General features: G+C 71.4%; 21 protein-coding genes. 8 read left to right on the top strand and 13 right to left on the bottom strand.

Annotated features, from left to right (window positions below; translation table 11 throughout):
- Positions 1–6 precede the first annotated feature (6 nt).
- The 4 genes from ACZ4LX_RS16965 to ACZ4LX_RS16980 form a co-directional block, all read right to left on the bottom strand.
- Positions 7–1,041 (bottom strand): zinc-dependent alcohol dehydrogenase, encoded by a 1,035-nt coding sequence (locus ACZ4LX_RS16965; protein WP_467642042.1) that lies wholly within the window; start codon positions 1,039–1,041, stop codon positions 7–9.
- Positions 1,042–1,433: 392 nt separating this feature from the next.
- On the bottom strand, positions 1,434–2,801 hold the full coding sequence (locus tag ACZ4LX_RS16970) for an MFS transporter (RefSeq protein WP_467642040.1): 1,368 nt from the start codon (positions 2,799–2,801) through the stop codon (positions 1,434–1,436).
- Positions 2,802–2,841: 40 nt separating this feature from the next.
- A complete protein-coding gene (locus ACZ4LX_RS16975) occupies positions 2,842–4,236 on the bottom strand; it encodes an FAD-dependent oxidoreductase (protein ID WP_467642038.1) in 1,395 nt (464 codons plus the stop codon).
- Positions 4,237–4,249: 13 nt separating this feature from the next.
- A complete protein-coding gene (locus tag ACZ4LX_RS16980) occupies positions 4,250–5,314 on the bottom strand; it encodes a LacI family DNA-binding transcriptional regulator (RefSeq protein WP_467642036.1) in 1,065 nt (354 codons plus the stop codon).
- 332 nt (positions 5,315–5,646) lie between these two features.
- Here ACZ4LX_RS16980 and ACZ4LX_RS16985 point away from each other — a divergent pair, with 332 nt between their 5' ends.
- On the top strand, positions 5,647–6,939 hold the full coding sequence (locus tag ACZ4LX_RS16985) for an MFS transporter (RefSeq protein WP_467642034.1): 1,293 nt from the start codon (positions 5,647–5,649) through the stop codon (positions 6,937–6,939).
- Positions 6,940–7,022: 83 nt separating this feature from the next.
- Here ACZ4LX_RS16985 and ACZ4LX_RS16990 read toward each other — a convergent pair whose 3' ends face one another.
- From ACZ4LX_RS16990 to ACZ4LX_RS17005, 4 genes are all read right to left on the bottom strand, one after another.
- Positions 7,023–7,820 carry a VOC family protein gene (locus ACZ4LX_RS16990; RefSeq protein WP_467642032.1) on the bottom strand — a complete coding sequence of 266 codons (798 nt, stop codon included), beginning with the start codon at positions 7,818–7,820 and terminating at the stop codon, positions 7,023–7,025.
- 79 nt (positions 7,821–7,899) lie between these two features.
- Positions 7,900–9,375: a carboxyl transferase domain-containing protein gene (locus ACZ4LX_RS16995; RefSeq protein ID WP_467642030.1), complete on the bottom strand. Its 1,476-nt coding sequence runs from the start codon at positions 9,373–9,375 to the stop codon at positions 7,900–7,902.
- Positions 9,368–10,828 (bottom strand): acyl-CoA synthetase, encoded by a 1,461-nt coding sequence (locus ACZ4LX_RS17000; protein WP_467642208.1) that lies wholly within the window; start codon positions 10,826–10,828, stop codon positions 9,368–9,370. The genes ACZ4LX_RS16995 and ACZ4LX_RS17000 overlap by 8 nt, the downstream gene beginning before the upstream one ends.
- 206 nt (positions 10,829–11,034) lie before the next feature.
- Positions 11,035–12,252, bottom strand: coding sequence for an MFS transporter (locus tag ACZ4LX_RS17005; RefSeq protein WP_467642028.1), 1,218 nt, complete (start codon positions 12,250–12,252; stop codon positions 11,035–11,037).
- Between the two features lie 130 nt (positions 12,253–12,382).
- On the opposite strand from ACZ4LX_RS17005, the gene ACZ4LX_RS17010 reads away from it, so the two are divergent.
- Entirely contained in the window at positions 12,383–12,814 is a 432-nt protein-coding gene (locus ACZ4LX_RS17010) for an Lrp/AsnC family transcriptional regulator (protein WP_467642026.1), read from the top strand.
- On the opposite strand, the gene ACZ4LX_RS17015 is transcribed toward ACZ4LX_RS17010, so the two are convergent.
- From ACZ4LX_RS17015 to ACZ4LX_RS17030, 4 genes are all read right to left on the bottom strand, one after another.
- On the bottom strand, positions 12,792–14,375 hold the full coding sequence (locus tag ACZ4LX_RS17015; protein ID WP_467642024.1) for a GAF domain-containing protein: 1,584 nt from the start codon (positions 14,373–14,375) through the stop codon (positions 12,792–12,794). The two genes, ACZ4LX_RS17010 and ACZ4LX_RS17015, sit on opposite strands and share 23 nt — an antisense overlap.
- A gap of 16 nt (positions 14,376–14,391) precedes the next feature.
- The gene (locus ACZ4LX_RS17020) at positions 14,392–15,429 is read right to left on the bottom strand and encodes a rod shape-determining protein (protein WP_467642022.1); all 1,038 of its coding nucleotides are present in this window, start codon (positions 15,427–15,429) and stop codon (positions 14,392–14,394) included.
- A gap of 137 nt (positions 15,430–15,566) precedes the next feature.
- Entirely contained in the window at positions 15,567–16,145 is a 579-nt protein-coding gene (locus tag ACZ4LX_RS17025) for a hypothetical protein (protein ID WP_467642021.1), read from the bottom strand.
- 53 nt (positions 16,146–16,198) lie between these two features.
- On the bottom strand, positions 16,199–16,630 hold the full coding sequence (locus ACZ4LX_RS17030) for a MarR family winged helix-turn-helix transcriptional regulator (protein WP_467642019.1): 432 nt from the start codon (positions 16,628–16,630) through the stop codon (positions 16,199–16,201).
- Between the two features lie 127 nt (positions 16,631–16,757).
- On the opposite strand from ACZ4LX_RS17030, the gene ACZ4LX_RS17035 reads away from it, so the two are divergent.
- The 6 genes from ACZ4LX_RS17035 (at position 16,758) to ACZ4LX_RS17060 (ending at position 23,623) form a co-directional block, all read left to right on the top strand.
- The gene (locus ACZ4LX_RS17035) at positions 16,758–17,777 is read left to right on the top strand and encodes an NADP-dependent oxidoreductase (RefSeq protein WP_467642017.1); all 1,020 of its coding nucleotides are present in this window, start codon (positions 16,758–16,760) and stop codon (positions 17,775–17,777) included.
- Positions 17,778–18,008: 231 nt separating this feature from the next.
- A complete protein-coding gene (locus ACZ4LX_RS17040) occupies positions 18,009–19,367 on the top strand; it encodes an extracellular solute-binding protein (protein WP_467642015.1) in 1,359 nt (452 codons plus the stop codon).
- Complete coding sequence (locus ACZ4LX_RS17045; RefSeq protein ID WP_467642013.1) at positions 19,364–20,305, top strand: carbohydrate ABC transporter permease; 942 nt, start codon at positions 19,364–19,366, stop codon at positions 20,303–20,305. Before ACZ4LX_RS17040 ends, ACZ4LX_RS17045 begins: the two co-directional genes overlap by 4 nt.
- Positions 20,302–21,171, top strand: coding sequence for a carbohydrate ABC transporter permease (locus tag ACZ4LX_RS17050; RefSeq protein WP_467642011.1), 870 nt, complete (start codon positions 20,302–20,304; stop codon positions 21,169–21,171). The genes ACZ4LX_RS17045 and ACZ4LX_RS17050 overlap by 4 nt, the downstream gene beginning before the upstream one ends.
- Before the next feature lie 38 nt (positions 21,172–21,209).
- Positions 21,210–22,727 (top strand): arabinosylfuranosidase ArfA, encoded by a 1,518-nt coding sequence (gene arfA, locus ACZ4LX_RS17055; RefSeq protein ID WP_467642009.1) that lies wholly within the window; start codon positions 21,210–21,212, stop codon positions 22,725–22,727.
- 53 nt (positions 22,728–22,780) lie between these two features.
- Complete coding sequence (locus ACZ4LX_RS17060) at positions 22,781–23,623, top strand: EI24 domain-containing protein (RefSeq protein ID WP_467642007.1); 843 nt, start codon at positions 22,781–22,783, stop codon at positions 23,621–23,623.
- Between the two features lie 16 nt (positions 23,624–23,639).
- Here the strand turns inward: ACZ4LX_RS17060 and ACZ4LX_RS17065 are convergent, their stop codons facing one another.
- Entirely contained in the window at positions 23,640–25,592 is a 1,953-nt protein-coding gene (locus ACZ4LX_RS17065) for a flavin monoamine oxidase family protein (protein ID WP_467642206.1), read from the bottom strand.
- Between the last annotated feature and the right edge of the window lie 238 nt (positions 25,593–25,830).

Here is a 25,830-nt window from a genome sequence, read left to right on the forward strand (position 1 = left end):
GTCCTGTCACGGCGCGGCCGTGGTGATCAGCACCTTGACGTGCTCCGGTGCGAGGGCGGCGGCGAAGGCCTTGCCCGCGTCCTCCAGCGGGAAGGTGGCGGTGATGACCGCATCGGTGTCGACGGCGCCCGAGGCGATCAGGCCGAGAGCGGTGCGGTAGTCGTCGGCGGTGTACATGAGGGTGCCCTCGATGCGGATCTCGCGGTCCTGGACGAGGTCCAGCCGGATCGGGGTGGGGCCGGGGGCCCCGACACCGACGACGATGATCCGGCCGCCCTTGGCGACGAGTTCGACGGCCTGCGCCATGGACTGTTCGCGGGCGACGCAGTCGAAGACCACGTCGGCCGGCCCGCCCAGGACGGCATGTGCCTCGGTGACCAGGCCGGTGGCGTCGGCCGCGAGCGCGCCGTCCGCGCCGAGCCGCTCGGCGCGCTCCCGCTTCGTGTCCAGTAGGTCGGTGACCACGATCCGGGCCGCGCCGGAGCGCCGGGCCACGGCCAGGACGAGCAGCCCGATGGGCCCGGCGCCGAGGATCGCGACGGTGCGGCCGGTGAGGTCACCTGCCTTGGCGACCGCGTGGACCGGGGTGGCGAGCGGTTCGACGAGTGCGGCCTGGCGGTCGGACATCGTCTCCGGAACCCGGTGGACGCGGTCGGCGGGGATCGTGAAGAGATCGGCCATGCCGCCGGGAGTCTGACAGCCGAACACCCGCAACCGCAGACAGATGTTGTAGCGGCCCGAGAGGCACTGGGGGCACGTGCCGCAGGAGAGGTTGGGTTCGACGATCACCCTCGTGCCCGGGGCGAAGTCCCCGGCTCCCTCGCCGGCGGCGGCGACCACGCCGACCACCTCGTGACCGGGCCGGTAGGGCAGGTCGATGAAGGGGTGGTGGCCGAGGGCGGCGTGGGTGTCGGATCCGCAGATGCCGACGACGGTGCTGCGCACGAGGAGTTCGTCGGCGCCGGGCCGGGGCGCGGGCACCTCTTCGATGCTGATGTCGTCGATGGACCGGACGAGCACGCGGCGATTGAGCTGAGGCATGATCAGGGAGTTCCTTTCGGTGGGGCGTTGAAGCTTTCGGGTGTTCGTTGGGGTGTTCTGATGTTCTCGGGTGGCCGTGGCCGTGGTCGCGGTCGCGGTGTGCGGCGGAGAGGTGGGCACCTGATCGGCCGCACGGTGGCCCCGCCACGCCATGCCCATGGGGAGGAGGCACGGCGTGGCGGGGAGAGCGGCGAGCGCTGAACGGTGCCGACGACGACGGAGAGCCGACCGGTCACACCGGCAGATCGGCCGTAACCGGCAGTCAGGTGCCGTGCATCAGTGGCCAGTCGCCCAGGCATGCAACTGCCGTGCACCAGCGGCCCGTTGCGCGGCATTCAACTGCCGTGCACCAGCGGCCAGTTGCCCGGCAGCAGCGGTCCGCTGACCGCGGCCTACTGCTGCCGCGTCATCTCGGCACTCCGCTGCCCGGCGTCCGGACCGGCCGTCTCCTCCGACGCGTCCCGAACCCGCCGGACGGCGGTTTCCCTGATCGATGTGATCGCGACGGCCAGAGTGACGGCGGCGAGGAACATCACGTAGAAGGAAGGCGCGAGTTCGTTGCCGGTGGAGGTGATCAGCCAGGTGGCGACGTACGGAACCGTTCCGCCGAACGCCGAGACCGCCAGGTTGTACGGGATGGCCATCGCCCCGCTCCTGATCCGCGCGGGGAACTGCTCGGCCATCGCCGCACTCAACGCACCGTCGAAGGCGGCGATCAGGAGGCCGAGGATCAGCATGCCGGTGATCGCCGCCGCGACACTGCCCCGCGACATCAGGTAGAACGCCGGCCAGGTGAGCACGACGAAGCCGGCGCTGCCCGCGATGAGCATCGGCTTGCGGCCGACGCGGTCGGAGAGCGCGCCCATGAACGGCACGGCGATCGCGGTGACCCCGATGGCGACGGTCGTCGCGGTGAAGCCCTCCATGGTGCTGAACCCGAGCTCGCTGGTGAGGTAGCTCGGCAGGAACGCCACCAGCGCCCAGTGCCCGATCGCCTTGAGGACCAGGACACCGCACAGGACCAGCATGGCCTTGTAACCGGTGCGGAACGCCTCCTTCGTCGGCGATTCCGACACGGCGCCGGAGTCCTCCAGTTCGCGGAACGCCGGGGAGTCCTCCAGCCTCATCCGGACGTAGAGGCCGACGAGACCGAGCGGGAGCGCGATGAGGAAGGGGATGCGCCAGCCCCACTCCATCATCTCGTCGTTGCCGAGCACGTTGATCAGTACGAGGACGAGCCCGGAACCGGCCACGGAGGCGACGAACCCGATCGCGTCCATCCAGCTCGTCATGAACCCGCGGCGGGTACGCGGCGCGTGCTCGAACAGCAGCGCCACCGCGTTGGACGTCTCGCCGCCGGCGCCGAAGCCCTGCACCATCCTGGCGATCACCAGCAGGACGGGGGCGAGCACGCCCACGCTGTCGTAGGTGGGCAGCACGCCCATCGCGAAGGTCGCACCCGAGGTGAGCAGGACGACGATGACCAGCGTCCGCTGCCGGCCGATGCGGTCTCCGAGCGGCCCGAAGAAGAGGCCGCCGAGCGGCCGTAGGACGAATCCGATGGCAGAGACGGCGAACGTGGCCAGCAGGGCGGCCGTCGGATCGCCGGAGACGAAGAAATTGGCGGCGAGAAAGGTGGCCAGCAGCCCGTAGGTGCCGACGTCGTACCACTCGATGAAGTGACCGATGCCCGCGGCTACGAGAACCTTTCGGGCCTCCGGGGATATCTTCTGGCTTTCCGCCTCTGCGTTGCTGCGCACTCTGTGCTCCTGAGATGTCACGGTCTGTGGTCCTGGGGTGTCACGACGCCGGCGACGTGACGAGACCGCCCTGCGCCCGGATGGTGCGCCGGAGTTCCTCGCTGTCGAGCTCTCGCGGCTGCTGGCCGCTGTTCGCGGCGAGCGCGGCGGCGACACCGGCGGCCTGACCGGTCGCCGCGCATGTGGCGCCGACCCGAGCCGATCCGAGAGCCTCGCGGTCCACCGAGATGCACCGTCCGGCCACGAGCAGGCTGTCCGTCTCCCGCGGCAGCAGGCTGCGGTACGGAATCTCGTAGGGGAGGGGCACGAACATGGCGTGCACACCGACCTCGCCCTCGGCCGGGTGGACGTCGATCGGCCAGCAGCCGACCGCGATGCCGTCGTCGAACCGTGCGCCGGCCCGGACGTCGTCGCCGGTGAGCGTGTACGCCCCGACGAGGCGCCGGGTCTCGCGTACGCCGATCTGGGTGCTCGTCTGCAGCAGCCGGCCGTCCGCGAACGCCGGGCTGTGCTCGCGCAGGTAGTCGAGGAGTACGACGGAGTCCTTGCGGCCCCGGAGCTCCGCACGTGTGAGCTCGTCGGCGTCGGAGGCGTCGCCGACCACCCGCGTGGTGTTGACCCAGGCGATGTCCTTCTCCATGCCGCCGAACCAGGGCCCGCCGAAGGGCGGCAGTTCGCCCCGGACCCGCGCGGCGCGCATGGCGTCGACGTCCAGGTCGATGTCCTTGCGGGTGGAGGCGACCTGCCCCAGCAGCGGCTCCTCCAGCAGCGTCGCCTCCGGGCCGATGGGGATCCTCACCGGTACGGCGTGCTCGCGGTCCGGATCCGGCGTCACGCCGCCCACCCGGAACGGCATGGTCATCGGCTGGAGGGTGTCGCCCTTCACCCAGTCGGCCCCGGCACGGGCCATGACGTCGCCGTTGCCCGTGCAGTCCACGGTGACCTTGGCGAGGACGGCGCGACGGCCGTCGACGTTCTCGACGAAGACGCCCCGCACGGCGCCGTCCTCGACGATCGGGCGTGTGCCCCAGGTGTGCAGCAGCAGCCCGACCCCTTCGGCTTCGAGCATCTCGTCGGCGACGCGCTTCATGACCTCCGGGTCGGAGTTCAGCACCCAGCCGTCGCCGTCGACGGCACCGCCCTGCTTCGCGGCGCGGGCGAGCCACTCCGCGGGAACGCCCTCCACACAACGCTGGTAGGGCCGCAGCCAGGAGTTGTAACCGGCGAGCGTGAGGACCATTCCCGCCGTCCACATCCCGCCGAGGAAACCGTGCCGCTCGACGAGGAACGTCCGCGCACCCGCCCGTGCCGCGGCGACCGCGGCACACACGCCGGCCGGTCCGCCGCCGACGACCAGGACGTCGACATCGGCCGCGACGGGGACCTCCTGGGCCTGTTCGTGGACGGTCCGCAGGGGCGTTCCTGTTTTCGGCATCGCCATGTTCCTTTCAGTTCGTTTCTTGTCGTTCGTCGCCGCCGGCCGAGGTGCGGACCTTCAGCTGCGGCGGCAGACAGAGAGTGGTGACAGGGCCGGTGGAGCCCTGGATACGCTCGAACAGCAGGTCGGCGGCGCGTGCGCCGATCTCGGCCGCCGGTGGGCGGACACTGGCCAGCGCGGGCTGGAGGTACGCGGCGAACGGCAGGTCGCCATGGCCGATCACCGCGACCTGCGCGGGTACGGTGATGCCCTTCTCGGCCAGCGCGCGGTAGAGGCCGAGCGCGAAGTAGTCGCTCCCGGTCACCACAGCCGAACCCGGTTCGAGCCGGCTCGCCAGCTGCTGGGCGTGCCGGTAGGCGGCGCCCGGTTCCCACGGGGTCGCCCGCCGCCCCGGTGCCGGTGGCGGCACCAGCGTGACGGTGTCGTCCTGTACGGGCAGGCCCCGTTCGGTGAGTGCGCGGTGGAAGCCGGCGCGCCGGTCGGCCGCCGAGGAGTACGGCACGTCCTCCTCCATCAGGTGCAGGGTGGAGGCGCCGGTGCCGAGCAGATGGGAGGCGGCTTCGTAGGCCCCTCGCTCGTGGTCGACACCGACGAAGTCGCAGGCGAAGCCGTCCAGTCCACGGTTGACGAGGACGATCGGCACGCCCGAGTCCTGAAGGCGTCGCCAGTGGTCCGCACCCTCCTGGACGGGGATCACCACGGCCCCGTCCACGCCCCACCGCATGAGCGCCTCGGCCGCTTCCCGTTCCGTCGCCGGGTCCTCCTCGGTCACCATGAGCAGCAAGGAGTAGCCGTTCGCACGGCAGCGTTCCTCGACAGCGCTGATCAGGAGCGCGTAGAAGGGGTTCGCCGGATGGGTGATGACCATGCCGAGAGTCATCGCGGCGCCGGAGACCAGTGACCTGGCCATGGAGTTCGGTACGTAACCGAGCCGGTCGGCCTCCGAGCGGATCCGCGCTCTCAGCTCCTCACCGACCGAGTCCTTGCCCGCCAGGGCCCGCGACACGGTTTTCGCGGAGACCCCCAACGAGTCGGCGATCGTCTTGAGTGTGACGCGTCCGGCAGCTCGCATCATGTTCCCTTCGCACTATGGACCTTGTCAGGTAAACGTTTACCTCACATGGCGCGTCCGACGCCATGGGTAAGCGTAGGTAAACGTTTACCCGAGCTGTGCGGCTCGACAGGGGGTAAACGTTGGGGTCAGCGATTACCTTAAGGACCCTTCACCTTGCCGTCAACGGCCGGACGCAGGTCTTCGGAAGATTCGTCGACGGGCCCGGACGCAGGTCTTCGGAAGATTCGTCGACGGCCCGGGCGCTGCTCTTCGGGAGAATCGTCGACGGGCCCGCCGCCGCTCTTCGGGACCCGGCCCGGTCCGCTCCTCGGGGCCGGTCGCTACCATTCCCCGTGACCGAATCCCTGACCGAACCGGCGGACGCGGCCGGTGAGCCCGCTCCCCGGTCCCGGATATTCGCCGACCTGACCCCGCTGCGGAGCTCCCCCGACTACCGGCGGCTCTGGTTCGGGAACACGGTCTCCTGGATCGGCCAGGGCATGACGTCGCTCGCCGTCTCGCTCCAGGTGTACGACCTCACCGGCTCCGCCTTCTCCGTCGGGCTCATCGGATTCTGCTCGCTCGTGCCGCTGGCCGTCTTCGGACTGTACGGCGGGGCCGTCGCCGACAGAGTGGACCGGCGCAAGCTCGGTCTGGTCAGCGCCTTCGGGTCGTTCCTGCTGTCGGTGGGACTGGTGGCGGTCACCGTGGCCGGGGTGGAACGGGTCGCGCCGCTGTACGGGATCGTCGCCCTCCAGGCCGTCTGCTTCGCGCTCAACTCACCCGCCCGCAGCTCGATGATCGCCCGGCTGCTGCCGGCCGAGCAGCTGCCCGCGGCGAACGCGCTGTCCTCGATGACCAGCACCACCGGCGCCCTCGTCGGACCGATGCTCGGCGGGCTCATCGTCGGCTGGTGGGGGTACCGCGCCGCGTACGGTGTCGACGCCGTCACCTTCACGGCCTCGCTGTACGCGATGTGGCGGCTGCCCTCGATGCTGCCGGAACGGGACGGGGCGACGGCCGGGGAGGCGAAGCGGGCCTCCGTCATGGACGGGCTGCGGTTCCTGCGGAGCCGGCCCAATCTGCGGATGACCTTCTTCACCGACATGTGCGCCATGGTGCTCGCACAGCCGCGCGCGCTGTTCCCCGTCGTCGCCGGGCTCTGGTACGGAGGTGACGCGAAGACCACCGGACTGCTGGTCGCCGCCCCGGCGCTGGGCGCGCTGCTGGGCGGAGTGTTCTCCGGCTGGCTGGGGCGGATCCGGCGGCAGGGGCTCACGGTGCTGTTCGCCGTTGCCGGCTGGGGCACCGCCGTCGCCGTCTTCGGGCTGACCAGGCAGCTCTGGCTCGGGCTGATCTTCCTGGCCCTCGCGGGCGCCGCCGACACCACGTCGATGGTCTTCCGCAACACCATGCTCCAGGCGGCCGTGCCCGACGGGATGCGGGGCCGGCTCCAGGGCGTGTTCATCGTGGTGGTGGCGGGAGGACCGAGGCTCGGCGACTTCCTGGCCGGTTCCGTCGCCGACCTCGCCTCCCCGGGGCTCGCCGTGACCGGTGGCGGGATCGCGTGTGTGGTCGCGGTGGCTCTGCTGGCGCTGCGGTGGCCCGGGTTCGCGCGCTACGACGCGCGCCGCCCCGAGGCCTGACCCGAGGCTGCCCCGATGCCGTGTCCGGCTTCCGGCCCGAGGCCCGAGGCCCGAGGCCTGATCGGACGGGTCCGGGCGACCGGTCAGGACACCTTCTCGAGCGTCGGCATGTCGCCCCCGGTCGTCGTGCCGTCGATCAGCGAGAACGCGGCGCCCTGCGGGTCGGTCAGCGCGGCGAACCGGCCGAAGGGCATCGTCATCGGGCCGAAGCTGAGCACCGCCCCGAGCGACTTCGCCTTCTCCACCGCGGCGTCGCAGTCCGCGACGGTGAAGTACACGTTCAGATGCGGCGGTACCTCGGGCGGGAACTCGTCCGTCATCTTCATCCGGCCGAGGACGGGGTCCGCGCCCAGGTCGTACAGCGTGAAGTCGACCGCGTCGTCGACCATGCGCTGCACCCCGTACCCGAAGACCGCCGGGAAGAAGGAGTCGGCCTTCTCCGGCTCCCGGGTGAAGATCTCCGCCCAGCTGTAGGCACCGGGCACGGTCCGCGCCTCGAAGCCCTTGTGGGTGCCCGCCTGCCACACCCCGAAGGACGCTCCGCCCGGGTCCGCGGCCAGCGCCATCGTGCCGAACTCACCGACCTGCATCGGCTCCACCAGGACCGTGCCGCCGTGCTCCCGGACCGAGGCGACCGTGGCTGCCGCGTCCGGCGACGCGAGGTACAGACACCAGGCGGCGGGTACGTCCTGGCCGGGCATGGGCGGCATCAGGGCGGCGACCGCCTTGCCGTCCACGTAGGCCTGCGTGTAGTTGCCGTACTCGGACAGCGAGTCGCCGTACGTCCAGCCCAGCACTTCACCGTAGAAGCGCTTCGCCCCTTCGAGGTCCCCGAACGTCGCGTCGGCCCAGCAAGGTGTGCCTTTCGGCTCTGCGGCCATGACCGGTCATCTCCTCGGACGTGAATGGCCCCTCTGACACGCTAACCACCTCTCGTCCCTCCTGCGCGTCGGACATGTGTCACAGCCCCGGCGGGTCCGTCCGGTCGTCGGAACGGACGTCGGAACGGTCGTCGGGACGGACGTCGGGACGGTCGTCGGGACGGTTGTCGGGACGGTTGTCGGGACGGTTGTCGGGACGGACGTCGGAGCGGACGTCGGAACGGACCACCGAGCGGGCGACGCCGAGGTCCACCAGATCCTGCGGGCGCAGCCTCAGCTGGTCGGCCGTGGCGCGCACCTGGTCCGGTGCGCGCTTCAGGATCGCCGCGGCGAGCTCGGGGGCGATGACGGAGAAGTAGCTGTCCTCGGTGACGTGGGTGTTGCCCGGCGCCGCCAGCGCGAGCGCCCCGCCCGAGCCGCCCTCGCCGATCACCAGGGTCGTGACGGGGACCCCGGCCGCCGCCACCGCCGCGAAGGCGTCGGCGATGGCCGCGCCCGCACCGGCCCGCTCCGCCTCGGCGTCATTGGCCGCGCCCGGGGTGTCGACCAGGGTCAGGACCGGGACCCCGAGCCGGTCGGCCAGTCGGATCACCCGGGCCGCGGTGCGGTATCCGGCCGGGCGGGTCGCCGTGCCGCACTGTGCCACGTACGCGACCGGCTCTCCCTCGTGCAGCCCGAAGCCGCACAGCAGCCCCGGATCCGTGCCGCCGCAGCGGTCCCCGCTCAAGGGGAGCCGGAGGCCGAAGTAGGCGTTCAGATACGCCTCGGCGTGCGGCCTGGCCGAGGACCGGGCCCGGAGCACGGCGTCCCAGCCGGTCCGGGGGAGCCCCGCCGTGCCGAACGCGACCGGGACCGGGGCGGGGGCCGGCGGGGTGTCGCGGCGGGCGAGCAGCCGGAGCCAGTGGCCCACCGTGTCCGGCAGCGAGGCGACCGGGACGACCGCGTCGACCTGGCCCGCGGCCAGCTGGCCCTCGGCGGTGTAGGCACGCGGGTCCGCGTCCGGGGGCCGGACCCGGGAACCGGCGAACCCGACCTGGGCGCCCGGCAGCGCCAGGATCACATCGGCGCCCGCCCCCAGCGTGGCCCAGCCGCCGCCCGTCGTCGGGTCGCGCAGGACCGCGATCTGGGCCGGGCCCGCCGCCCGCAGCCGCGCCGAGGCGCCGGCCACCCGCTGGAGCTGGGTGAGAGCGACCATGCCCTCCTGCATCCGGCTGCCGCCCGTCGCGATCAGTGAGACCAGCGGCAGCCCCCGGGTCCGGGCGGCCTCGTAGGCGGCCACCAGCCGGTCCCCGGTGCGCTGCCCCAGCGAACCGCCCAGGAAGCCGAACTCGAACGAGACCAGGACGCAGGTCCGGCCGCCGAGCGAGGCGAGGCCGTGGACGACGGACTCCTGCTCGCCGGTACGGGTGGCGGCACGGGCCCGGGAGTCCGCGTACCCGGCCCAGGCGAGCGGCCCGTCCCCGGTGTCCCGCGGAGCGCTGTTGCCGGGGGTGAGCTCCTCGAACTCCGTGGTGAGGGCCGCGATCGCGGCCCGTGCGCCCATCCGGTCAGCCATGGAGGGACCGTTTCATGATCTTGCCCAGGTCGTTGCGCGGCAGCGCGTCCAGGTAGCGGACCGTGCGCGGGCGCTTGTGCGGGGAGAGCTGGGCGGCGACATGGTCCGCGAGCTCCGCGGCCGAGGGCGGGGCGGCGGGGTCGGCGGGCACCACCCAGGCGACGATCCGCTCGCCCAGGTCCGGGTCCGGTTCGCCGGTGACGGCGGCCTCGCGGACGCCCGGGTGGTCCAGGAGCGCGTTCTCGATCTCGCCGGCGCCGATCTTGTAACCGCCGCTCTTGATCAGATCGGTGGCCTTGCGGCCGACGATCCGTACGTACCCGTCGGGGTCGAGCGTGGCCATGTCACCGGTTCGGAACCAGCCGTCGGCGGTGAGCGCCGCGGCCGTGGCGTCGGGGCGGTTGAGATACCCGCTGAACAGATTCGGGCCGCGCACCTGGATCTCGCCGATGGACGCGGGGTCCGCGAGCGGGGTGCCGTCCTCCTCCACCAGACGGAGTTCGACGCCGGGCAGCGGTGTGCCGACCGTGCCGGGACGCGGTTCGCCGTCGGCCCGTACGCCCGTGTTCATCAGCGTCTCCGTCATGCCGTACCGCTCGATGACCCGACGGCCGGTCGCGGCGGCGATCCGCTCGTGGTCGTGGACCGGCAGCGCGGCCGACCCGGAGACCAGCAGCCGGGCGTCCGCGAGCGCCTTCGCGAGACCGTCCGGCGCCGAGGGGGCCGACAGCACGTCCGCCAGCCGGTGGTACATCGTCGGCACACCGAACAGCATCGTGCCGCCGGAACCCAGCTCCCGGGCCACGCCCTCGCTGGAGAACCGGCCGAGATGGCGCACCGATCCTCCCCGGCGCAGCGGCCCGAGGACACCGAGGATCAGACCGTGCACGTGGAACAGCGGCAGGGCGTGGACGAGGACGTCGTCCCCGGTCCACTGCCAGGCTTCCTCCAGCGCGTCCAGCGAGGCGGCGATCGCCCGGCGCGGCAGGACGGCCCCCTTGGGCGGTCCGGTGGTGCCGGAGGTGTACACGACCAGGGCGGGGGACTCGGGGGACGGTTCGGGGGCTGCCGCACCGGTGGGAGCGGAGCCCGCGTCCGTGGTCACGTCGAGCCGTTCCAGGGCCGCCAGCGCGGGCGGCAGCACGTCGGAGGCGGAGGCGAGCACCGTCGTCGGTGCGCTGTCGGCCACGATGTGCGCCAGCTCCCGTTCACCCGTCTTCGGGTTCAGGGGCACGGCGGGGACCCCCGCCCGCAGCGCGGCCACCACGGCGACCACGGTCTGCGCGGTGGGCGTGGCCCACACCGCGACGCGGCCGGCGTCGGCGATCCGGGCCGCGAGCGCGTCCGCCGCGGCAGCCAACTGTGCGTAGGAAAGAGAGACTTCGTCGAAACGGACGGCTTCACGGGCGGCTGCCGGGGCGGCCGCGTCCTGGAGTACGGGCAGAAGTGGCATCACCCTGCGAACCCTAGAACGCCGAACCGCTCCAGGTCCCGGCCCGGACGGGACCGGGACCGGGATCACGAGGCGATTCGGGTCCGGCGGGGGCGGGATCCGGGCCATGAAGCGATTCCGGCCCGGCCCGGGCGGGACCGGGACCGGGCGGGGATTCGGGTCCGGCCCGGACGGGACCGGGATCACCAAGCCGGTCCGGTCCCGCCTCAGGCGTCCCGCTGGATGGTGCGCATCCGCCCGTACGCGTACACGCAGCCCGCCAGCGCCAGGTCGGACAGCAGCATGAAGCCGATCGAGTACGAGCCCTTCGAGCTGTAGATCGCCCCCATCACCAGCGGCGGTACGAAGCCGCCGAGCCCGCCCATCGCGCCGACGATGCCGGTGACACTGCCCACCTTCGCCTGCGGTGTCACCTGCGAGACCAGGGCGAAGACACTGCCGCTCGCGGTGCCGAGACCGGCCGCCATGCAGAGCAGGGCGATGGTGCCGCCGGGCGTCAGTTCCGGGTCGAAGGCCTGGACGATCGCCGTCAGCGCGGCGAGACCGAGTGCGAAGGCGGTGACGACCGCCGGGTGGATGCGGTCCGAGAGCCAGCCGCCGATCGGCCGGAAGATGACCGTGACCAGGGCGAATCCGGCGGCCTTCGTGCCGGCGTCGGTCGGCGAGAGCTCGTACCAGGTCTTCAGGTACGTCGGCAGGTAGACGCCGAACGCGACGATGCCGCCGAAGCCGATCGCGTACAGCGCGGACAGCTCCCAGGTGACCCGCAGCCGGCCCGCGGAACCCAGCCGGTGGGCCAGTGAGTCGGTCGGCACCCGACGGTCCGGACGGTCGCTGACCAGGACCGCCGCCAGCGCCGCGTACACCACGAGCGCGCCGGCGACCACGAGGAACGGCAGGTTGTCGCCGTGCTTGGCGATGCGGGGGGTGAAGTACCCGGACAGCGCGACGCCGCCCATGCCCATGCCGAACACGCCGAGCGCGAGGCCTCGGTCGGACGGCGGGAACCATGAGTTGACCAGGGGGATGCCGATCGCGAACGTCGTACCGCCCAGCCCCAGCAGGAAGCCCACGACCAGCATCGCGCCGTAGGAGTTCCGCGCCGGGATCAGCAGCAGCACCGGCAGGATGGTGAGCGCCGAGATCAGCGGGAACATCAGCCGGGCGCCGTACTTGTCGGTGAGCGCGCCCACCGGGATACGGCCCAGCGAGCCGACGAGCACCGGCACGGCGACCAGCAGGGACTGCTGGAACGAGCTCAGCCCCAGCCGGTCCTTGTAGTCCGCGGACATGGGCGCGATCAGGTTCCAGGCCCAGAAGGTGAGACCGAAGCCGATGGTGGCCATGACGAGGTTGCGGTAGGCCGCGCCGGAGGGCTTCTGGGCGGAGGCCGGGGCCGGTGACTGCTTCGCTGCTGTGTCCACGCAGTCAGTCAAGTGCGCGGGCGGGCCGTCAGCCCGTCGGGCTACGCCGAACGGGGCCGCGACAGCGGCCTGCCACGGGCGGCCGACGTCTCGGCGGTCGCGATCCGCCCGAAGCTGGGACAATCGCGGTATGGACCGTCTGGACAGGGAAATCCTCGGAGTCCTCCAGGAGGACGCGCGGATCTCGTACCGCGATCTGGGCGCACGGGTCGGGCTCAGCGCCAACGCGGCGGCCGACCGGGTGCGCCGGCTGCGCCGGGACGGCGTCATCCGGGGCTTCACCGTGATCATCGACCCCGCCGCCGACACCAGGACCGGACTCGTCGTCTTCATCGACGTGACCCTGCGGACGGACACCACCAACGAGGTGTTCGAGCGCGCGGTGCTGACCCTGCCGGGCATCACCGAGGTGGTGCATGTGACGGGCCCGCACGACTACCTGGTACGGGCCACGGCCGCCGACACCGCGGCCCTGGACGGACTGCTGCGCAGACTCAAGCACGAGGCCGGAGTCGCCCACTCCAGCACCAGGATCGCCCTCAGAGCGGCGCCTGCCAGATGACGGTCGGCGCCCGCGAACCGTCGGGTTCGCGCCCGTCGTCGGCGACCGCGAGGCGGACCGCGGACCGGCCGTCGGGCAGCGCGGCGGTCGCGTCCACCTCCACCTCGATCGCCGAGACGCCGGGCCTGCGGTGTGCGGCGGCCAGCGCACCGCGCAGCGCGGCCAGCAGCTGACCGTCGACCGGTTCCCGCACGAGCGTGTCGACGGCGCCGGTGAAGTGCACCGATGGCTGGAACCCGAGCACCGCGGCGGCGCCGCTGGTCTCCTTCAGTACCCGGCCGCGGAAGGTGGTGGGGGCCTCGGCGGGCGGTTGCTGAAGGGCGAAGATGGTCGTCCGCACCTCCTGGATCGTGGAGTCCAGCTCGTCGACGGCCCGGCCGAGCAGTCCGTCCGTGTCCTCGGCGCCGGCCCGTCGGCGGGTCGATTCCAGCATCATCTCGGTGGCGAAGAGCCGCTGGACGACGAGATCGTGCAGATCGCGGGCGATCCGGTCCCGGTCCTCGTACACCGCGAGCTGCTCGCGGTCGTGCTGGGAGTCCGCCAGGACCAGGGCCAGCGCGGCCTGCGAGGCGAACTGGGCGGCCAGCAGCCGGTCCATGTCGGTGTACGGACGGGCGCCGCGCCGCCGGGGCAGCGCGAGGGTGCCGATGAGCCGCCCGCCGCTCTGCAGCGGCAGCATCATGCTGGGGCCGAAACGGGACCGTACCGGAGTGGTCATCCGGGGATCGGTCGCCGAGTCGTCGACGAAGACCGCCTCGCCGCCCAGCAGCTGGACCAGGACGGGGGAGCCGGGGGCGATCGCCGTGCCCACGAGTCCGGCCGGGTCCTCCAGGGTGGACGCGACGACGATCTCCATGCCGCCGTCCCCGTCGGGCTGGAGGATCACCCCGGCCGACGCGTCGCTGAGGATCCTGGCCCGTTCGGCCACGGTCATCAGGGCGTCGGAGGCGTTCTCGCCGTTCAGCAGCGTGTTGGTGACGGCGGCCGCGCCCTCGATCCAGCGCTCCCGCTGCCGGGCGCTCTCGTACAGCCGGGCGTTGCCGATCGCGATGCCGGCCTGTGCGGCGAGGACCCGGAGCAGCGTCATGTCGGTGTCGTCGAAGCGGCCGGTGTGCTTCTCGGCGAGGTAGATGTTCCCGAACACCCTGTGGTGGACGCGGATCGGGGAGCCGAGGAACGAATGCATCACGGGGTGGCCGGGCGGCACACCACCGGCGCGCGGATCGGTGGTCAGGTCGTCGGAGCGCAGCGGCCGCGCGTCTTCGACGAGGTCCCCGAGCAGGCCCGTGTGCCCGTCGGGGAGGCCGCCGACGGCCGCCCGTTCGCTCTCGCTCATGCCGGTCACGAACAGTTCGCTGATCTTTCCGCTCCCGGGGTCCAGGACCCCGAGCGCGCCGTAGCGGGCTCCGGTGAGCGCGGTGGCGGTGTCGATGATCTGCTGAAGGGTGGCCCGCAGTTCGAGGGCGGTGCCGACGCGCAGCACCGCCTCCAGCAGCGCCGGCAGCCGTGGTGACCGGGGGACACCCCGGCCGGGTGTCTCCTTGTGCGGTTCGTCGGTCATCCGCCGGGCCCGGGGCTCAGCCGGCGAGCGGATCGAGGACCATGGGGCTGATCCTGCCCTCCATCATGTCCCCGAGCCCCAGGACCGTGCAGACGTCGGGCCGTTCGGCGATGTGCACCGGCACCCCTGTCGCGTCGCGCAGCATCTGGTCCAGGCCCGGCAGCAGCGCGCTCCCGCCGACCATCATGATCCCGCAGTCGGCGAGGTCGGCCACCAGATCGGGCGGGCAGTCCCGCAGGACCTTGCCCAGACCGTCGAGGACCGCGGTCAGCGGGCGGTGGATCGCCTGCCGCACCGCCGCGGTGTCGACCTGCACGGACCGGGCCAGGCCCGTCGCCACGTCCCGGCCGTGGATCTCGGTCACGGAGGGGCCGTTGGGGGTCAGTCCGTTGCCGCTGAGCGCCAGCTGGAGGGGGCGTACGGACTGGCTGGGGAGCATCAGCTCGTGGTACTGGCGCAGGTGCTGGATCACCGCGTGGTCGATCGCGTCGCCGCCGATGGGGATGCGTACCGCCGTCACGATCGAGCCGAGCGAGAGCACCGCGATCTGGGTGGTCGCTGCTCCGCACACCATGATCATGGTGGCGGTCGGCTGCTCGACCGGCAGTCCGCAGCCGACGGCCGCCGCGATCAGGGTGTCGACGAGCTCGACCCGGCGGGCCCCGAGACCGACCAGGGTCTCGACGGCGGCGCGCTGGGCGAGCGGGTCGCTCTCGTGCGGGATGCAGGCGGCCGCGCGCAGCCGGGGCTTGCGGCGCAGCTGGCGGCGGAGCTTCTCGCCGAGCAGATGGCGCAGCATGCGCTGGGCCATCTCGATGTCGACGACGGTTCCGCCGGAGACCGGGCGGGCCACCCGGATGTAGTGGGGGGTGCGGCCCGTCATCTGTTCGGCGAGCGCGCCGACGGCGATGAGCGAGCCCGTACGGGTGTTGACGGCGGCGACGCTCGGCTCGTCGACGACGAGCCCGAGCCCTTTCACGTACACCCGGGTGCGGGCGGCCCCGAGGTCGACGGCGACATGGCAGCGGCGCAATTGCTCAAGGCTGACGGTCACGGCAGGTTCTCCCGAGAGCGCTGATGGGGGGACCGACGGGCAGCCGGTTCTCTTCGCATCGTGCGCCGTTCGGGGGCATCGTGCGCGTTGGGATACGCCGGAGGAGGTACGGAGCTGACGGGGCGTCGGCCGGTGGCTCAGATGGCGGGCGGGCCGGGGAGCAGCCGCTGGAACAGCCCCCAGGTGAACTCGGCGACGTACGGGGTGCCGGTGGCCGGGTCGGTGATCGCGAGGGCCCAGCGGGTCGGCGCGCTGCCCTCCATGGGGCGGGCCGGTGCGAAGGCGCGGGCCACCTCGTTCACGGTGCACGACCAGGGGCGCAGCTCCGCCGCCGGGCCGAGCGCGGGGGCCTCCGCGCCCGGGACCCTGACCAGCCATTCGTTCCACACCGCACCGCCCGGTGCCACCATCACCTCGAACCGCAGGTCCGGCCAGAGCGGCACCGGCCAGAACAGCGCGTCGCACTCCAGGTCGCCGACGGTGCGCCGCAGGGACGCCTCGGGCTCGCCGAGCACCGAACGGTAGCGGCTCAGCGCCCCCCGCCCCCGGGGTGCCCGCGTCATGGCCTGCCAGCGGCGGTTGGCCTCACGCATCTCGGCGAGGGTGGCGCTCAGCTCGTGCCGGGCGTCCTCGACGAGGCCGGGCTGGTGGTCGGCCATCCGGCGCAGCAGGACGAGCTGGAACTCGCGGGGGCCGAAGGGGGCGGCAGCGTTCATGGGCCAACGGTTTCACACCGGATCCGCCGCCGGGCGGCGGCGGTCGTGGGGCCCTACGGTTCCACGCCCAGCATCCGGCGCAGCAGGTCCCGCAGCACCGCGCGGTCCGTGTCGGAGAGGCCGGCCAGGGGCTCGCGGGCGAAGCCGAGGGAGGCGCGCAGCTCCTGGGCCGTGCGGACACCCTTCTCCGTGGGGGCGGCCAGTTTCACCCGCCGGTCGGCCGGGTCGGGCCGCCGCTCCACCAGGCCGCGGGCCTCCAGCCGGTCGACTATGCCGGTCACGTTCGACGGTTCGCACTTCAGCTTCTGAGCGATCCGGCGCATCGGCAGCGGATCCCTGGCGAGCAGCCCGAGGACCCGGGCCTGGGCGCCGGTGAGGCTGTGAGCTGCCGCGGCCTGCTCGTACTCCTCGTAGTAGCGCGCCACGACCGCGCCGATCAGCTCGACGACTTCGAGGGTCAGTGGGTCCGTTCGGGGGGTGGCCATGACGCCCAGGATAGCGGGTTACTTGACAAGGTGAAATATCCAAGCGCATGGTTGTTTCACGTCATGAAGCTTTTCTGCTCCGGCCGACCGCTTCCCGCCCCTTGGAATTCGAGGAGACCCCGAGCCCATGTCTGCAGCCCTTCCCACGTCCAGCCGTGAATGGCACCTCGTCGCCCGTCCGCACGGCTGGCCGAAGGCCGAGGACTTCGCACTGCGTGAGGCGCCGGTCACCGCTCCCGCGGAGGGCCGGGTCCTCGTCCGCAATCTGCACTTCTCGGTCGACCCGTACATGCGCGGCAGGATGAACGACGTGAAGTCGTACACCCCGCCCTTCAAGCTGGACCACCCCATGGAGGGCGGCGCGGTCGGCGAGGTCGTCGCGTCCAATGCCGAAGGCTTCGCGGTCGGCGACCACGTCCTGCACGGTCTCGGCTGGCGTGAGTACGCGGACGTGCCCGCCAAGCACGCGGTGAAGGTCGACGCCTCCCTCGCCCCGCTCTCCGCCTACCTCGGCGTGCTCGGCATGACCGGGCTCACCGCCTACGCCGGCCTGTTCGACGTGGCCTCCTTCAAGGAGGGTGACGCGGTCTTCGTGTCCGGCGCCGCCGGTGCGGTCGGCAGCCAGGTCGGCCAGATGGCGAAGCTCAAGGGCGCCTCGCGCGTCATCGGCTCGGCCGGCTCCGACGAGAAGGTCAAGCTGCTCGTCGAGGAGTACGGCTTCGACGCCGCCTTCAACTACAAGAACGGCCCCGTGGCGGATCAGCTGCGCGAGGCGGCCCCGGACGGCATCGACGTCTACTTCGACAACGTCGGCGGCGAGCACCTCGAAGCCGCGATCTCCTCGTTCAACGTGCACGGCCGCGCGACGATCTGCGGAATGATCGCCCAGTACAACGCCACCGAGCCGAGCCCCGGTCCGCGCAACCTCGCCCTCGTCATCGGCAAGCGGCTGCGCCTCCAGGGCATGCTCGTCGGCGATCACGCCGATCTCCAGGGGCAGTTCGTCCAGGAAGTGGCCGGCTGGCTGGCCTCCGGAGAGCTGAAGTACAACGAGACGGTCGTCGAGGGCATCGAGAACGGCTTCGAGGCGTTCCTCGGCCTGCTCCGCGGTGAGAACACCGGCAAGATGGTCGTCTCCCTGGGCTGAACCGCCCGTCAGGGATCGCCGCGGGCGCACCCGACCGACACGAAGGCCGAGGGCCGACCCCCGAAAAGGGGGCGGCACTCGGCCTTTCGCGTCCCCTGCCTTCGATGGCTGTTCGGTATCCCGGACATTGTTCGGAATTCTTGCGCGACCCATTGACGCGCAAGCGCTTCGATTTTACGGTCCGTTCGAAGTTACGGGCAGCATTCGATATTTCGAATAGTGAGGGCGGGCATGGGACGACCTGGCCTGAATCGCAGGCAACTGATCACGGGGCTGGGCGGCGCCGCCGTCGCCGGCAGCTTCGGCTTCGCGGCGCTGGGAAGCGGTGCGGACGCCCTCGCGTCGAGTGCCGCCACCCGGGTCCGCTACTGGAACCTCTTCAGCGGCGGCGACGGCTACAACATGATCGCGATGCTGGACGCCTTCCGTGAGGAGCACCCCGGCATCGATGTGAAGGACTCGACCCTCCAGTGGGGCAGCCCCTTCTACACCAAGCTGGCCATGGCGGCGGCGGGCAACCGCGCACCGGACCTCGGCGTGATGCACCTGGGCCGCGTCACCGGGTTCTCGCCGGGCCGCCTCCTGGACCCGTGGGACGTCGGCCTGCTCGCCAAGTACGGCGTGAAGGAGGCTGACTTCAACCCCGCGTTGTGGAAGCGCGCGGTCATCGACGGCAAGCTCTACGCCCTCCCGCTCGACAGCCACGTCCAGCTCTGCTTCTACCGCAAGGACGTACTGGGGAAGGCCGGCCTGCTCGGCGACGACGGGCGGATCGTGCCCGTCACCACCACAGACGAGTGGTTCGACGTGCTCAAGAAGGCGAAGAAGGCCACCGGCAAAGGCCTCCAGACCATCGGGATGTGGGCCAGCGACCAGAACTTCCAGTGGTGGTTCTTCGTCGCCTTCTACACCCAGCTCGGCGGCACCTGGTTCGACGCCGCCGACACCGATGTCACCTTCGACACCGAAAAGGCCACCCAGGTACTGGAGTTCATGCGCCGGCACATCACCGACGGGTACTCCGACCCGGGCTTCGCGGGCGGCGCCGGTGCCGAACAGTTCATCAACGGCTCCCCGTTCTGCTGGGAGGGCAACTGGTCGGTGCCGGTGTTCTCCGGGGCGAAGGTCGAGTACGGCGCGACCCCACTGCCGCCCGTCTTCGGCAAGCCGGCCACGCACGCCGAGTCGCATGCCTTCGTGCTGCCCCACCAGGCCGGCCGGGGCGGCGACACCAACGACGGCGCCCACCGGCTCGCCGCCTACGTCGTCCGGCACGCGCGGCAGTGGGCCGTCGGCGGGCACATCCCCGCGTACACGCCGACGCTGTCCACGGCCGCGTACAAGCAGCTCAGCCCGCAGAACGAGTACGTCTCCGCGATGGACCACCAGGCGACCGAGCCGAAGGTGTGGTTCGCGGGTTCCACCGGCATCCTCGCCCAGCGTGTCGGCCCGATCGTCGTGTCGTCGACGCTGGGCTCGGCCGGGCCGGAGACCGCCGCCCGCCGCATGAAGGGCATGCTCACCGAACTGCTCGCCTCGAAGAACCCCATGGACGGCAGGACCGCGGCACAGGGAGGTGCGGCCGCATGACGACGACCAGCCCGCAGACCGTCCTCACGCCCGCCCGCGCGCGGGCCACCGCCGACAGCGTCCCGGTCCGCCGCAAGCAGGGCCTCCAGCACGGGGGCTGGTTCGTCGCCCCGTTCCTCGTGCTCTTCGTGCTCTTCGTCATCTGGCCGCTGCTGCGCGGCCTCTACCTCAGCTTCACCGATGCCAACATCTCCGGCGACGGTGAGGGCTTCATCGGCCTCGACAACTACCGTGAGGCACTGCACGACCAGCTGATGTGGGACGCGCTCGGCCACAGCGCCTACTTCACGCTGCTCGTCGTGCCGTGCATCACGGTGCTCTCCTTCCTCCTGGCGATGCTCGCCCACCACATCGAGCGCGCCCAGTGGCTGTGGCGGCTGTGCTTCTTCGTACCGTTCCTGCTGCCGTCGACCGTCGCGGGCAACCTGTGGCAGTGGCTGTTCAACCCCGGTACGGGCATGGTCAATCACGTCTTCGGCCTCGACACACCCTGGCTGACCGACAAGTCGTACGCGATGCTCGCCGTCGTCATCACCACCCTGTGGTGGACGGTCGGCTTCAGCTTCCTGCTCTACCTCGCCGCGCTCCAGGGCATCCCCGAACACCTCTACGAGGCCGCCGAACTGGACGGTGCGAACGCCTGGCACCGCATGGTCCACATCACCCTGCCCATGCTGCGCAACATCACGGGTCTGGTGATCGCGCTCCAGATCCTCGCCTCGCTCCAGGTCTTCGACCAGGCCGTCGTGATGCAGGACTTCGGCCCCGGACCGGAGGGGTCGACCCGCACCTTCGTGCAGTACACGCTCGAAGAGGGCTTCACCAGCTACCGCGTGGGCTACGCCTCCGCCATCTCCATCATCTTCTTCGTGATCATCGCGGCCGTCGCTCTCGCGCGGATGTGGCTGCTGCGCAACCGTGAGGAGGGCGGCCGATGACCACCGGCGCCGCACACATACGTCTCAAGTCCCGCCCCCGCAGGCCCTGGACGCCGAGCCAGATCGTGCTCACCCTCATCGGCGCCGTGGTCTCCGCCGTCTTCCTGGCACCGCTGGCCTGGGCCCTGTTCACCTCCCTCAAGTCGGAGACCGAGGCCGTCGAGGTGCCGACGCACTGGCTGCCGGACGACTGGACCGGCCAGGCGTGGAAGGCCCTCTTCGAGACCGGCAACATCACCAACTGGTTCGTGAACTCGCTCGTCGTCTCGGTGTGTGTGACCTCGGTGGTGCTGCTCGTGAGCGCGCTCGCCGGATACGGCTTCGCCCGCACCGAGTTCAAGGGCAGGGCGGCCCTGATGGGTGTGGTGATGGCCGGTCTGATGGTCTCGCCCGCCGTACTCGGCGTCCCCCTGTTCACCACCGTCCAGCAGATGGGCATGGTCGACACCTACTGGGGCATGATCCTGCCCCAGTGTGCTCCGGCGGCGATGGTCTACATCCTCTACAAGTTCTTCCAGAGCATCCCGAAGGAACTGGAGGAGGCCGCGTACATCGACGGCGCGGGCCGCTGGCGGGTGTTCTTCACCATCATCGTGCCGCTGGCCCGGCCCTCCCTCTCCGCGGTCGGCATCTTCACCTTCATCGCGTCCTGGAACAACTTCCTGTGGCCGTACATGGTGACCAACAACCCCGACCTGATGACCATGCCGAACGGCATCGCGACCGTCATGAACTCCTACGGCATCCAGTGGGCCCAGCTCATGGCCGGCGGACTCATGGCGGGACTGCCGCTGATCATCGTCTTCGTCTTCTTCCAGCGCCAGATCGTCAGCGGCGTCGCCCACACCGGCCTCGCGGGCCAGTGACCCGCACCGAGCCCCCTACCCACACCCCGAAGGAAGTCATGACCCGCACCGCCCGCTTCACCCTCGACCCCGCGTTCACCGTCGGCGATGTCGACCCCCGTCTCTTCGGCTCGTTCGTGGAACACCTCGGCCGCTGCGTCTACGACGGCATCTACGAGCCCGGCCACCCCTCCGCCGACGAAGCCGGCCTGCGCACCGACGTCCTGGAGCTGGTCCGCGAACTCGGCGTCACCGCCATCCGCTACCCCGGCGGCAACTTCGTCTCCGGCTACCGCTGGGAGGACAGCGTCGGCCCCGCCGACCAGCGGCCGCGCCGCCTCGACCTCGCCTGGCGCTCGACCGAGACGAACCGCTTCGGGCTCTCCGAGTTCATCGCCTTCTGCCGGAAGGTCGGCCCGCAGGCCGAGCCCATGATGGCCGTGAACCTCGGCACCCGGGGCGTCCAGGAGGCCATCGAACTCCAGGAGTACGCCAACCACCCGGCCGACACCGAACTCTCCGAGCGCCGCATCGCGCACGGCGACAAGGACCCGTTCGGCATCAGGCTGTGGTGCCTGGGCAACGAGATGGACGGCCCCTGGCAGACCGGCCACAAGACCGCCGAGGAGTACGGCCGGATCGCCGCCGAGACGGCCCGCGCGATGCGGCAGATCGACCCGTCCGTCGAACTCGTCGCCTGCGGCTCGTCCGGCCGCTCCATGCCCACGTTCGCCGCCTGGGAGGCGACGGTCCTCGCCGAGACCTACGACCTCGTCGACTACGTGTCCCTGCACGCCTACTACGAGGAAGTCGGCGGCGACCGGGACTCGTTCCTGGCATCCGCCGTCGACATGGAGTCCTTCATCGAGGACGTCGTCGCCACCTGCGACCACGTCGGGGCGCGGCTGAAGTCCACGAAGAAGATCAACCTCTCGTTCGACGAGTGGAACGTCTGGTACATGGCCCGCAGCCAGCAGGAGGCGGAGGCCAACCCCCTCGACTGGCCCGAGGCCCCCCGCCTGCTGGAGGACAACTACTCCGTCACCGACGCCGTCGTCTTCGGCACCCTGCTCATCGCCCTGCTGCGCCACGCCGACCGGGTCACCGTGGCCTGCCTGGCCCAGCTGGTCAACGTGATCGCCCCGATCATGACCGAGCCCGGCGGCCCGGCCTGGCGGCAGACCACCTTCTTCCCGTTCGCCCAGGCGGCCCGGTACGGCAGGGGCCAGGTCCTGGACGTCCGGGTGGACTCGCCCACGTACGGGACGGCCAAGTACGGCGAGACGGACCTGCTGCACGCCACCGCCGTCCGCGACCCGGAGAGCGGCGCGGTCACCGTCTTCGCCGTCAACCGGGGCCAGGACGCGGCCCTCCCGCTCGAAGTCGCCCTGCACGGCCTCGACCTGACGGAGCTCGCCGAGCACCAGGTCCTCGCCGACGCGGACCCGGACGCCCGCAACACCCTTGATGAGCCCGGACGCGTCGCCCCGCACCCGGCGAAGGGCACGGTGCTCGACGGGGGAGTGCTTCGGGCCACCCTGGAGCCGATGTCCTGGAATGTGATCCGCCTCGTCTGACCGCGGCACCCCTCCCGCGAAGAGGCCCGCCCCGATCCCGTTAAGGTGACGCCATGCGTGATCTCGGGGCGGGCCTCGGCCATTTGATCAAGGGGCAGCGCTGGGTCGCCCAGCACGGCAAGTGGTTCGGCATCGGGCTGCTGCCCGGCCTGATCACCCTCGTCCTGTACGCGGGTGCCCTCGTCGGCCTCGGCTACGGGGCAGACGACCTGGCGCAGTGGGCGACACCCTTCGCCGACGACTGGTCCTCGCCCTGGCTCGGGCTGCTCCGGAACACCCTGACCGTGCTGGTCTTCGCCTTCGGCCTCTTCCTGGCCGTCATCACGTTCACCGCCGTGACCCTCCTCGTCGGACAGCCCTTCTACGAGTCGCTGTCCGAGGAGGTGGACCGTGCCGAGGGCGGCGAGGTCCCCGAGTCCGGGCTGCCGCTCTGGCGGGAACTGTGGATCTCCGCCCGCGACAGCGTGCGCATCCTGGTGCGTGTCGCGTTCTACACGGTCCTGCTCTTCGCCCTCGGATTCATCCCGGTCGCCGGCCAGACCGTCGTCCCGTTCCTCGGGTTCTGCGTCACCGGGTACTTCCTCGCCGAGGAACTCACCGCCGTCGCCCTCCAGCGCCGGGGCATGGTGCTGAAGGACCGGCTCGTCCTGCTGCGCGGCCGCCGTCTGCTGATCCTCGGCTTCGGTGTGCCGCTGGGGCTGGTCTTCCTGGTCCCGTTCGTCGCCGTCCTCCTCATGCCGGGGGCCGTCGCGGGGGCGACCCTGCTGGCGCGCGAACTGGTGGGCGACGACGATACGGACGACGACTCCGGCGACCCCGACGACTCCGACGACGGAGACGAGGAGGAGGGCGGGGGAACGGTGCCCTCCTCCTCGCCGGCCGGCCTCGACGGCTGAGCCCTCCGCGGGAGGGTCAGCTCGTGTGGACCTCCAGCGCCGCACGGACCGCCGACTCCAGAGCCCCCTCGATCCAGGCGGGCTTGACGGACGTGTGGCAGCCCGCGAAGTGCAACGGCCCCTCGACCGAGCGCACATCGGCGAGCAGTTCGGTGTGCTGGCCGGGCAGCAGTACGGACGCCTCGCCGTACGCGTACGGGTCGCGCATCCACGACTGGGTGGCACCGGCGCCCGTGTAGAAGACCTCGACGCGCTGCCCGTACACGTCCTGGACCCCGCCCAGGGCGTGCGGGTAGCGCTCGTCGTCGTCCAGGGAGTCCCACTTCAGGGCGTCGTCGGCCCAGCTGTACGAGGCGAGGAGCACCCCGCCCCGGCTTCCCTCGACCGGGTGGGAGGGCTGGTACATGAAGCGGTTGGCGTTGTCGGTGACCGATCCGCCGCCGATGACATGGGCCGCTTCGGGCTGGTTGCGGGCGGTGGCGCGGTACGCCGCGTAGTGCACGCGCTGGTTGGGCGGGATGTGGCCGGACGGTACGGAGGGGTGCGCGCCCAGCAGTGAGCCGTCGGCCGGTGCCTTGCCGAGCCGGTACTCGTCGTACAGACCGGGCCGGACCCTGTCCAGCTCCCTCTTCCAGTCCTTCTCCTCGAACTCCCACCAGCGACGGCTGAATTCGAGCAGCACCTTGGTGGCCGTGTCGTAGTGCACCTCGGTGATCGCCCGCCGCTTGCCGTACGAGAGCGGCGGCGTGACCGGGACGTGCCGGAGACCGGAGAACGGCACGGTGACGATCGCCCGGTCCCCGGTGAAGGTCTCCCGTACGACCTTGCCGTCACGGCCCTCCGAGACCGTCTCGACCCGGACGCCGTCCTTCCCGTGGCTGATCCTGGCGGCCCGGCGGTCCAGCCGTACGAGGTCCTTGACCTGTGCGTACATCGCGTCGGCCAGTGTCGCCGTGCCGTCGGGCAGCTCGTAGAACGCGGTGTCCGGGCTGATCAGGGAGGCCCCGATGAAGCTGTGCACAAAGGCGAGCGGCAGCCGCGAGGTGAGGTTCTCGACGGTGCCGATGAGGTCGATGGTGCGCTCGTCGAGCCCGGCCGCCTCGGTCAGGAAGCGGAACATCGACCAGTGGCCGTACTTCTGGATGACCCGGGCCCAGCCCTGGACGAGCTCCGAGCCCTCCTTGCCCTCGAACTCCTCGCGTACGGGGGCGAAGGCCTCCCGCACGATGGACGCCGCGGTCTTGTCCTCGTACTCCGCGGGAACGCCGAAGGAACGGTTGACCGCCTGCGGCCGGCGGGCGTAGTCCGCCTTGCGGACCCGGATGCCGTTGACGTGGATCCAGGTGTGGTTGACGGGCTTGCCCTCGGCGTCGACGTCGACGAGGTGGAAGCGGCGGCGCTTCAGCTCGAAGCTGTCCATCAGCCCGGTGACCAGCGGGTGGCTGTCCGGGATGCGCATCGCCCCGGCCTCGGCGTACTGCTTCGGGTCGGTGAAGGGAGACTTCGCCTTCTCGTGGCCGCCCGTGCGGAAGGTCTTGATCCGGCCGCCGACCCGGTTGCCGTTGGCCTCGATCACGGTGACCGTGTGCCCGGCCTCGCGGAGCAGACGGGCGGCGGTGAGCCCGGCCGGCCCCGCGCCGATGACCAGGACCTTCTTCGGGTCCCTGCGGCTGCGCGGCAGGCCCTTGGTGAGCAGGATGTCGCGGTAGAGCGGCACCAGCGACTCGTCCTGCTCGTCGCGTACGAGGACGGCGCGGGCGACGGTCAGGCAGGCCTCCCAGTCGGAGCCGGGGGCCGCGGCGGAGGCGGCGACGGGCGCCGCGAGGGTGCCGGGGGCCGCCGCGTGCGCCGCGCTCGTGGTGGTCGCCGCGAGGGCGGCGGCACCCGCGGCGGCGCCCGCGATCATGGTGCGCCTGGAGGGCAGACCGGCGGCGGGCGCACCGGGGATGGACGGGGCGTGGGAGGACATGCCGGACGTCGGTTCGGCGGGCTTGGAAGTCATGCGGCAACCCTGGGGGGCGCGTAAAGGGGCGCATTGCGCGAACGCGCGTAGAACGCCCGGAATCACTCCCAGGTGCCACTTAGCGATCTTGTGCGATCGGCGTTCCAACACGCCAGGTCAGACCGGGTCAGACCAGGTCAGGCCGGAGCGGACGTGGCCGGACCGGACCGGGGCGGATCGCCCACCTCCGGCCCGTCCGGGGATG

Source organism: Streptomyces sp. NPDC026062, from assembly GCF_055568375.1.

Coding starts and splice junctions, on each gene's coding strand:
- ACZ4LX_RS16965 (WP_467642042.1), bottom strand. CDS start 1,041: ATGCCTCAGCTCAATCGCCGCGTGCTCGTCCGGTCCATCGACGACATC.
- ACZ4LX_RS16975 (WP_467642038.1), bottom strand. CDS start 4,236: ATGCCGAAAACAGGAACGCCCCTGCGGACCGTCCACGAACAGGCCCAG.
- ACZ4LX_RS16980 (WP_467642036.1), bottom strand. CDS start 5,314: ATGATGCGAGCTGCCGGACGCGTCACACTCAAGACGATCGCCGACTCG.
- ACZ4LX_RS16990 (WP_467642032.1), bottom strand. CDS start 7,820: ATGGCCGCAGAGCCGAAAGGCACACCTTGCTGGGCCGACGCGACGTTC.
- ACZ4LX_RS16995 (WP_467642030.1), bottom strand. CDS start 9,375: ATGGCTGACCGGATGGGCGCACGGGCCGCGATCGCGGCCCTCACCACG.
- ACZ4LX_RS17000 (WP_467642208.1), bottom strand. CDS start 10,828: ATGCCACTTCTGCCCGTACTCCAGGACGCGGCCGCCCCGGCAGCCGCC.
- ACZ4LX_RS17010 (WP_467642026.1), top strand. CDS start 12,383: ATGGACCGTCTGGACAGGGAAATCCTCGGAGTCCTCCAGGAGGACGCG.
- ACZ4LX_RS17015 (WP_467642024.1), bottom strand. CDS start 14,375: ATGACCGACGAACCGCACAAGGAGACACCCGGCCGGGGTGTCCCCCGG.
- ACZ4LX_RS17025 (WP_467642021.1), bottom strand. CDS start 16,145: ATGAACGCTGCCGCCCCCTTCGGCCCCCGCGAGTTCCAGCTCGTCCTG.
- ACZ4LX_RS17030 (WP_467642019.1), bottom strand. CDS start 16,630: ATGGCCACCCCCCGAACGGACCCACTGACCCTCGAAGTCGTCGAGCTG.
- ACZ4LX_RS17035 (WP_467642017.1), top strand. CDS start 16,758: ATGTCTGCAGCCCTTCCCACGTCCAGCCGTGAATGGCACCTCGTCGCC.
- ACZ4LX_RS17040 (WP_467642015.1), top strand. CDS start 18,009: ATGGGACGACCTGGCCTGAATCGCAGGCAACTGATCACGGGGCTGGGC.
- ACZ4LX_RS17045 (WP_467642013.1), top strand. CDS start 19,364: ATGACGACGACCAGCCCGCAGACCGTCCTCACGCCCGCCCGCGCGCGG.
- ACZ4LX_RS17050 (WP_467642011.1), top strand. CDS start 20,302: ATGACCACCGGCGCCGCACACATACGTCTCAAGTCCCGCCCCCGCAGG.
- arfA (WP_467642009.1), top strand. CDS start 21,210: ATGACCCGCACCGCCCGCTTCACCCTCGACCCCGCGTTCACCGTCGGC.
- ACZ4LX_RS17060 (WP_467642007.1), top strand. CDS start 22,781: ATGCGTGATCTCGGGGCGGGCCTCGGCCATTTGATCAAGGGGCAGCGC.
- ACZ4LX_RS17065 (WP_467642206.1), bottom strand. CDS start 25,592: ATGTCCTCCCACGCCCCGTCCATCCCCGGTGCGCCCGCCGCCGGTCTG.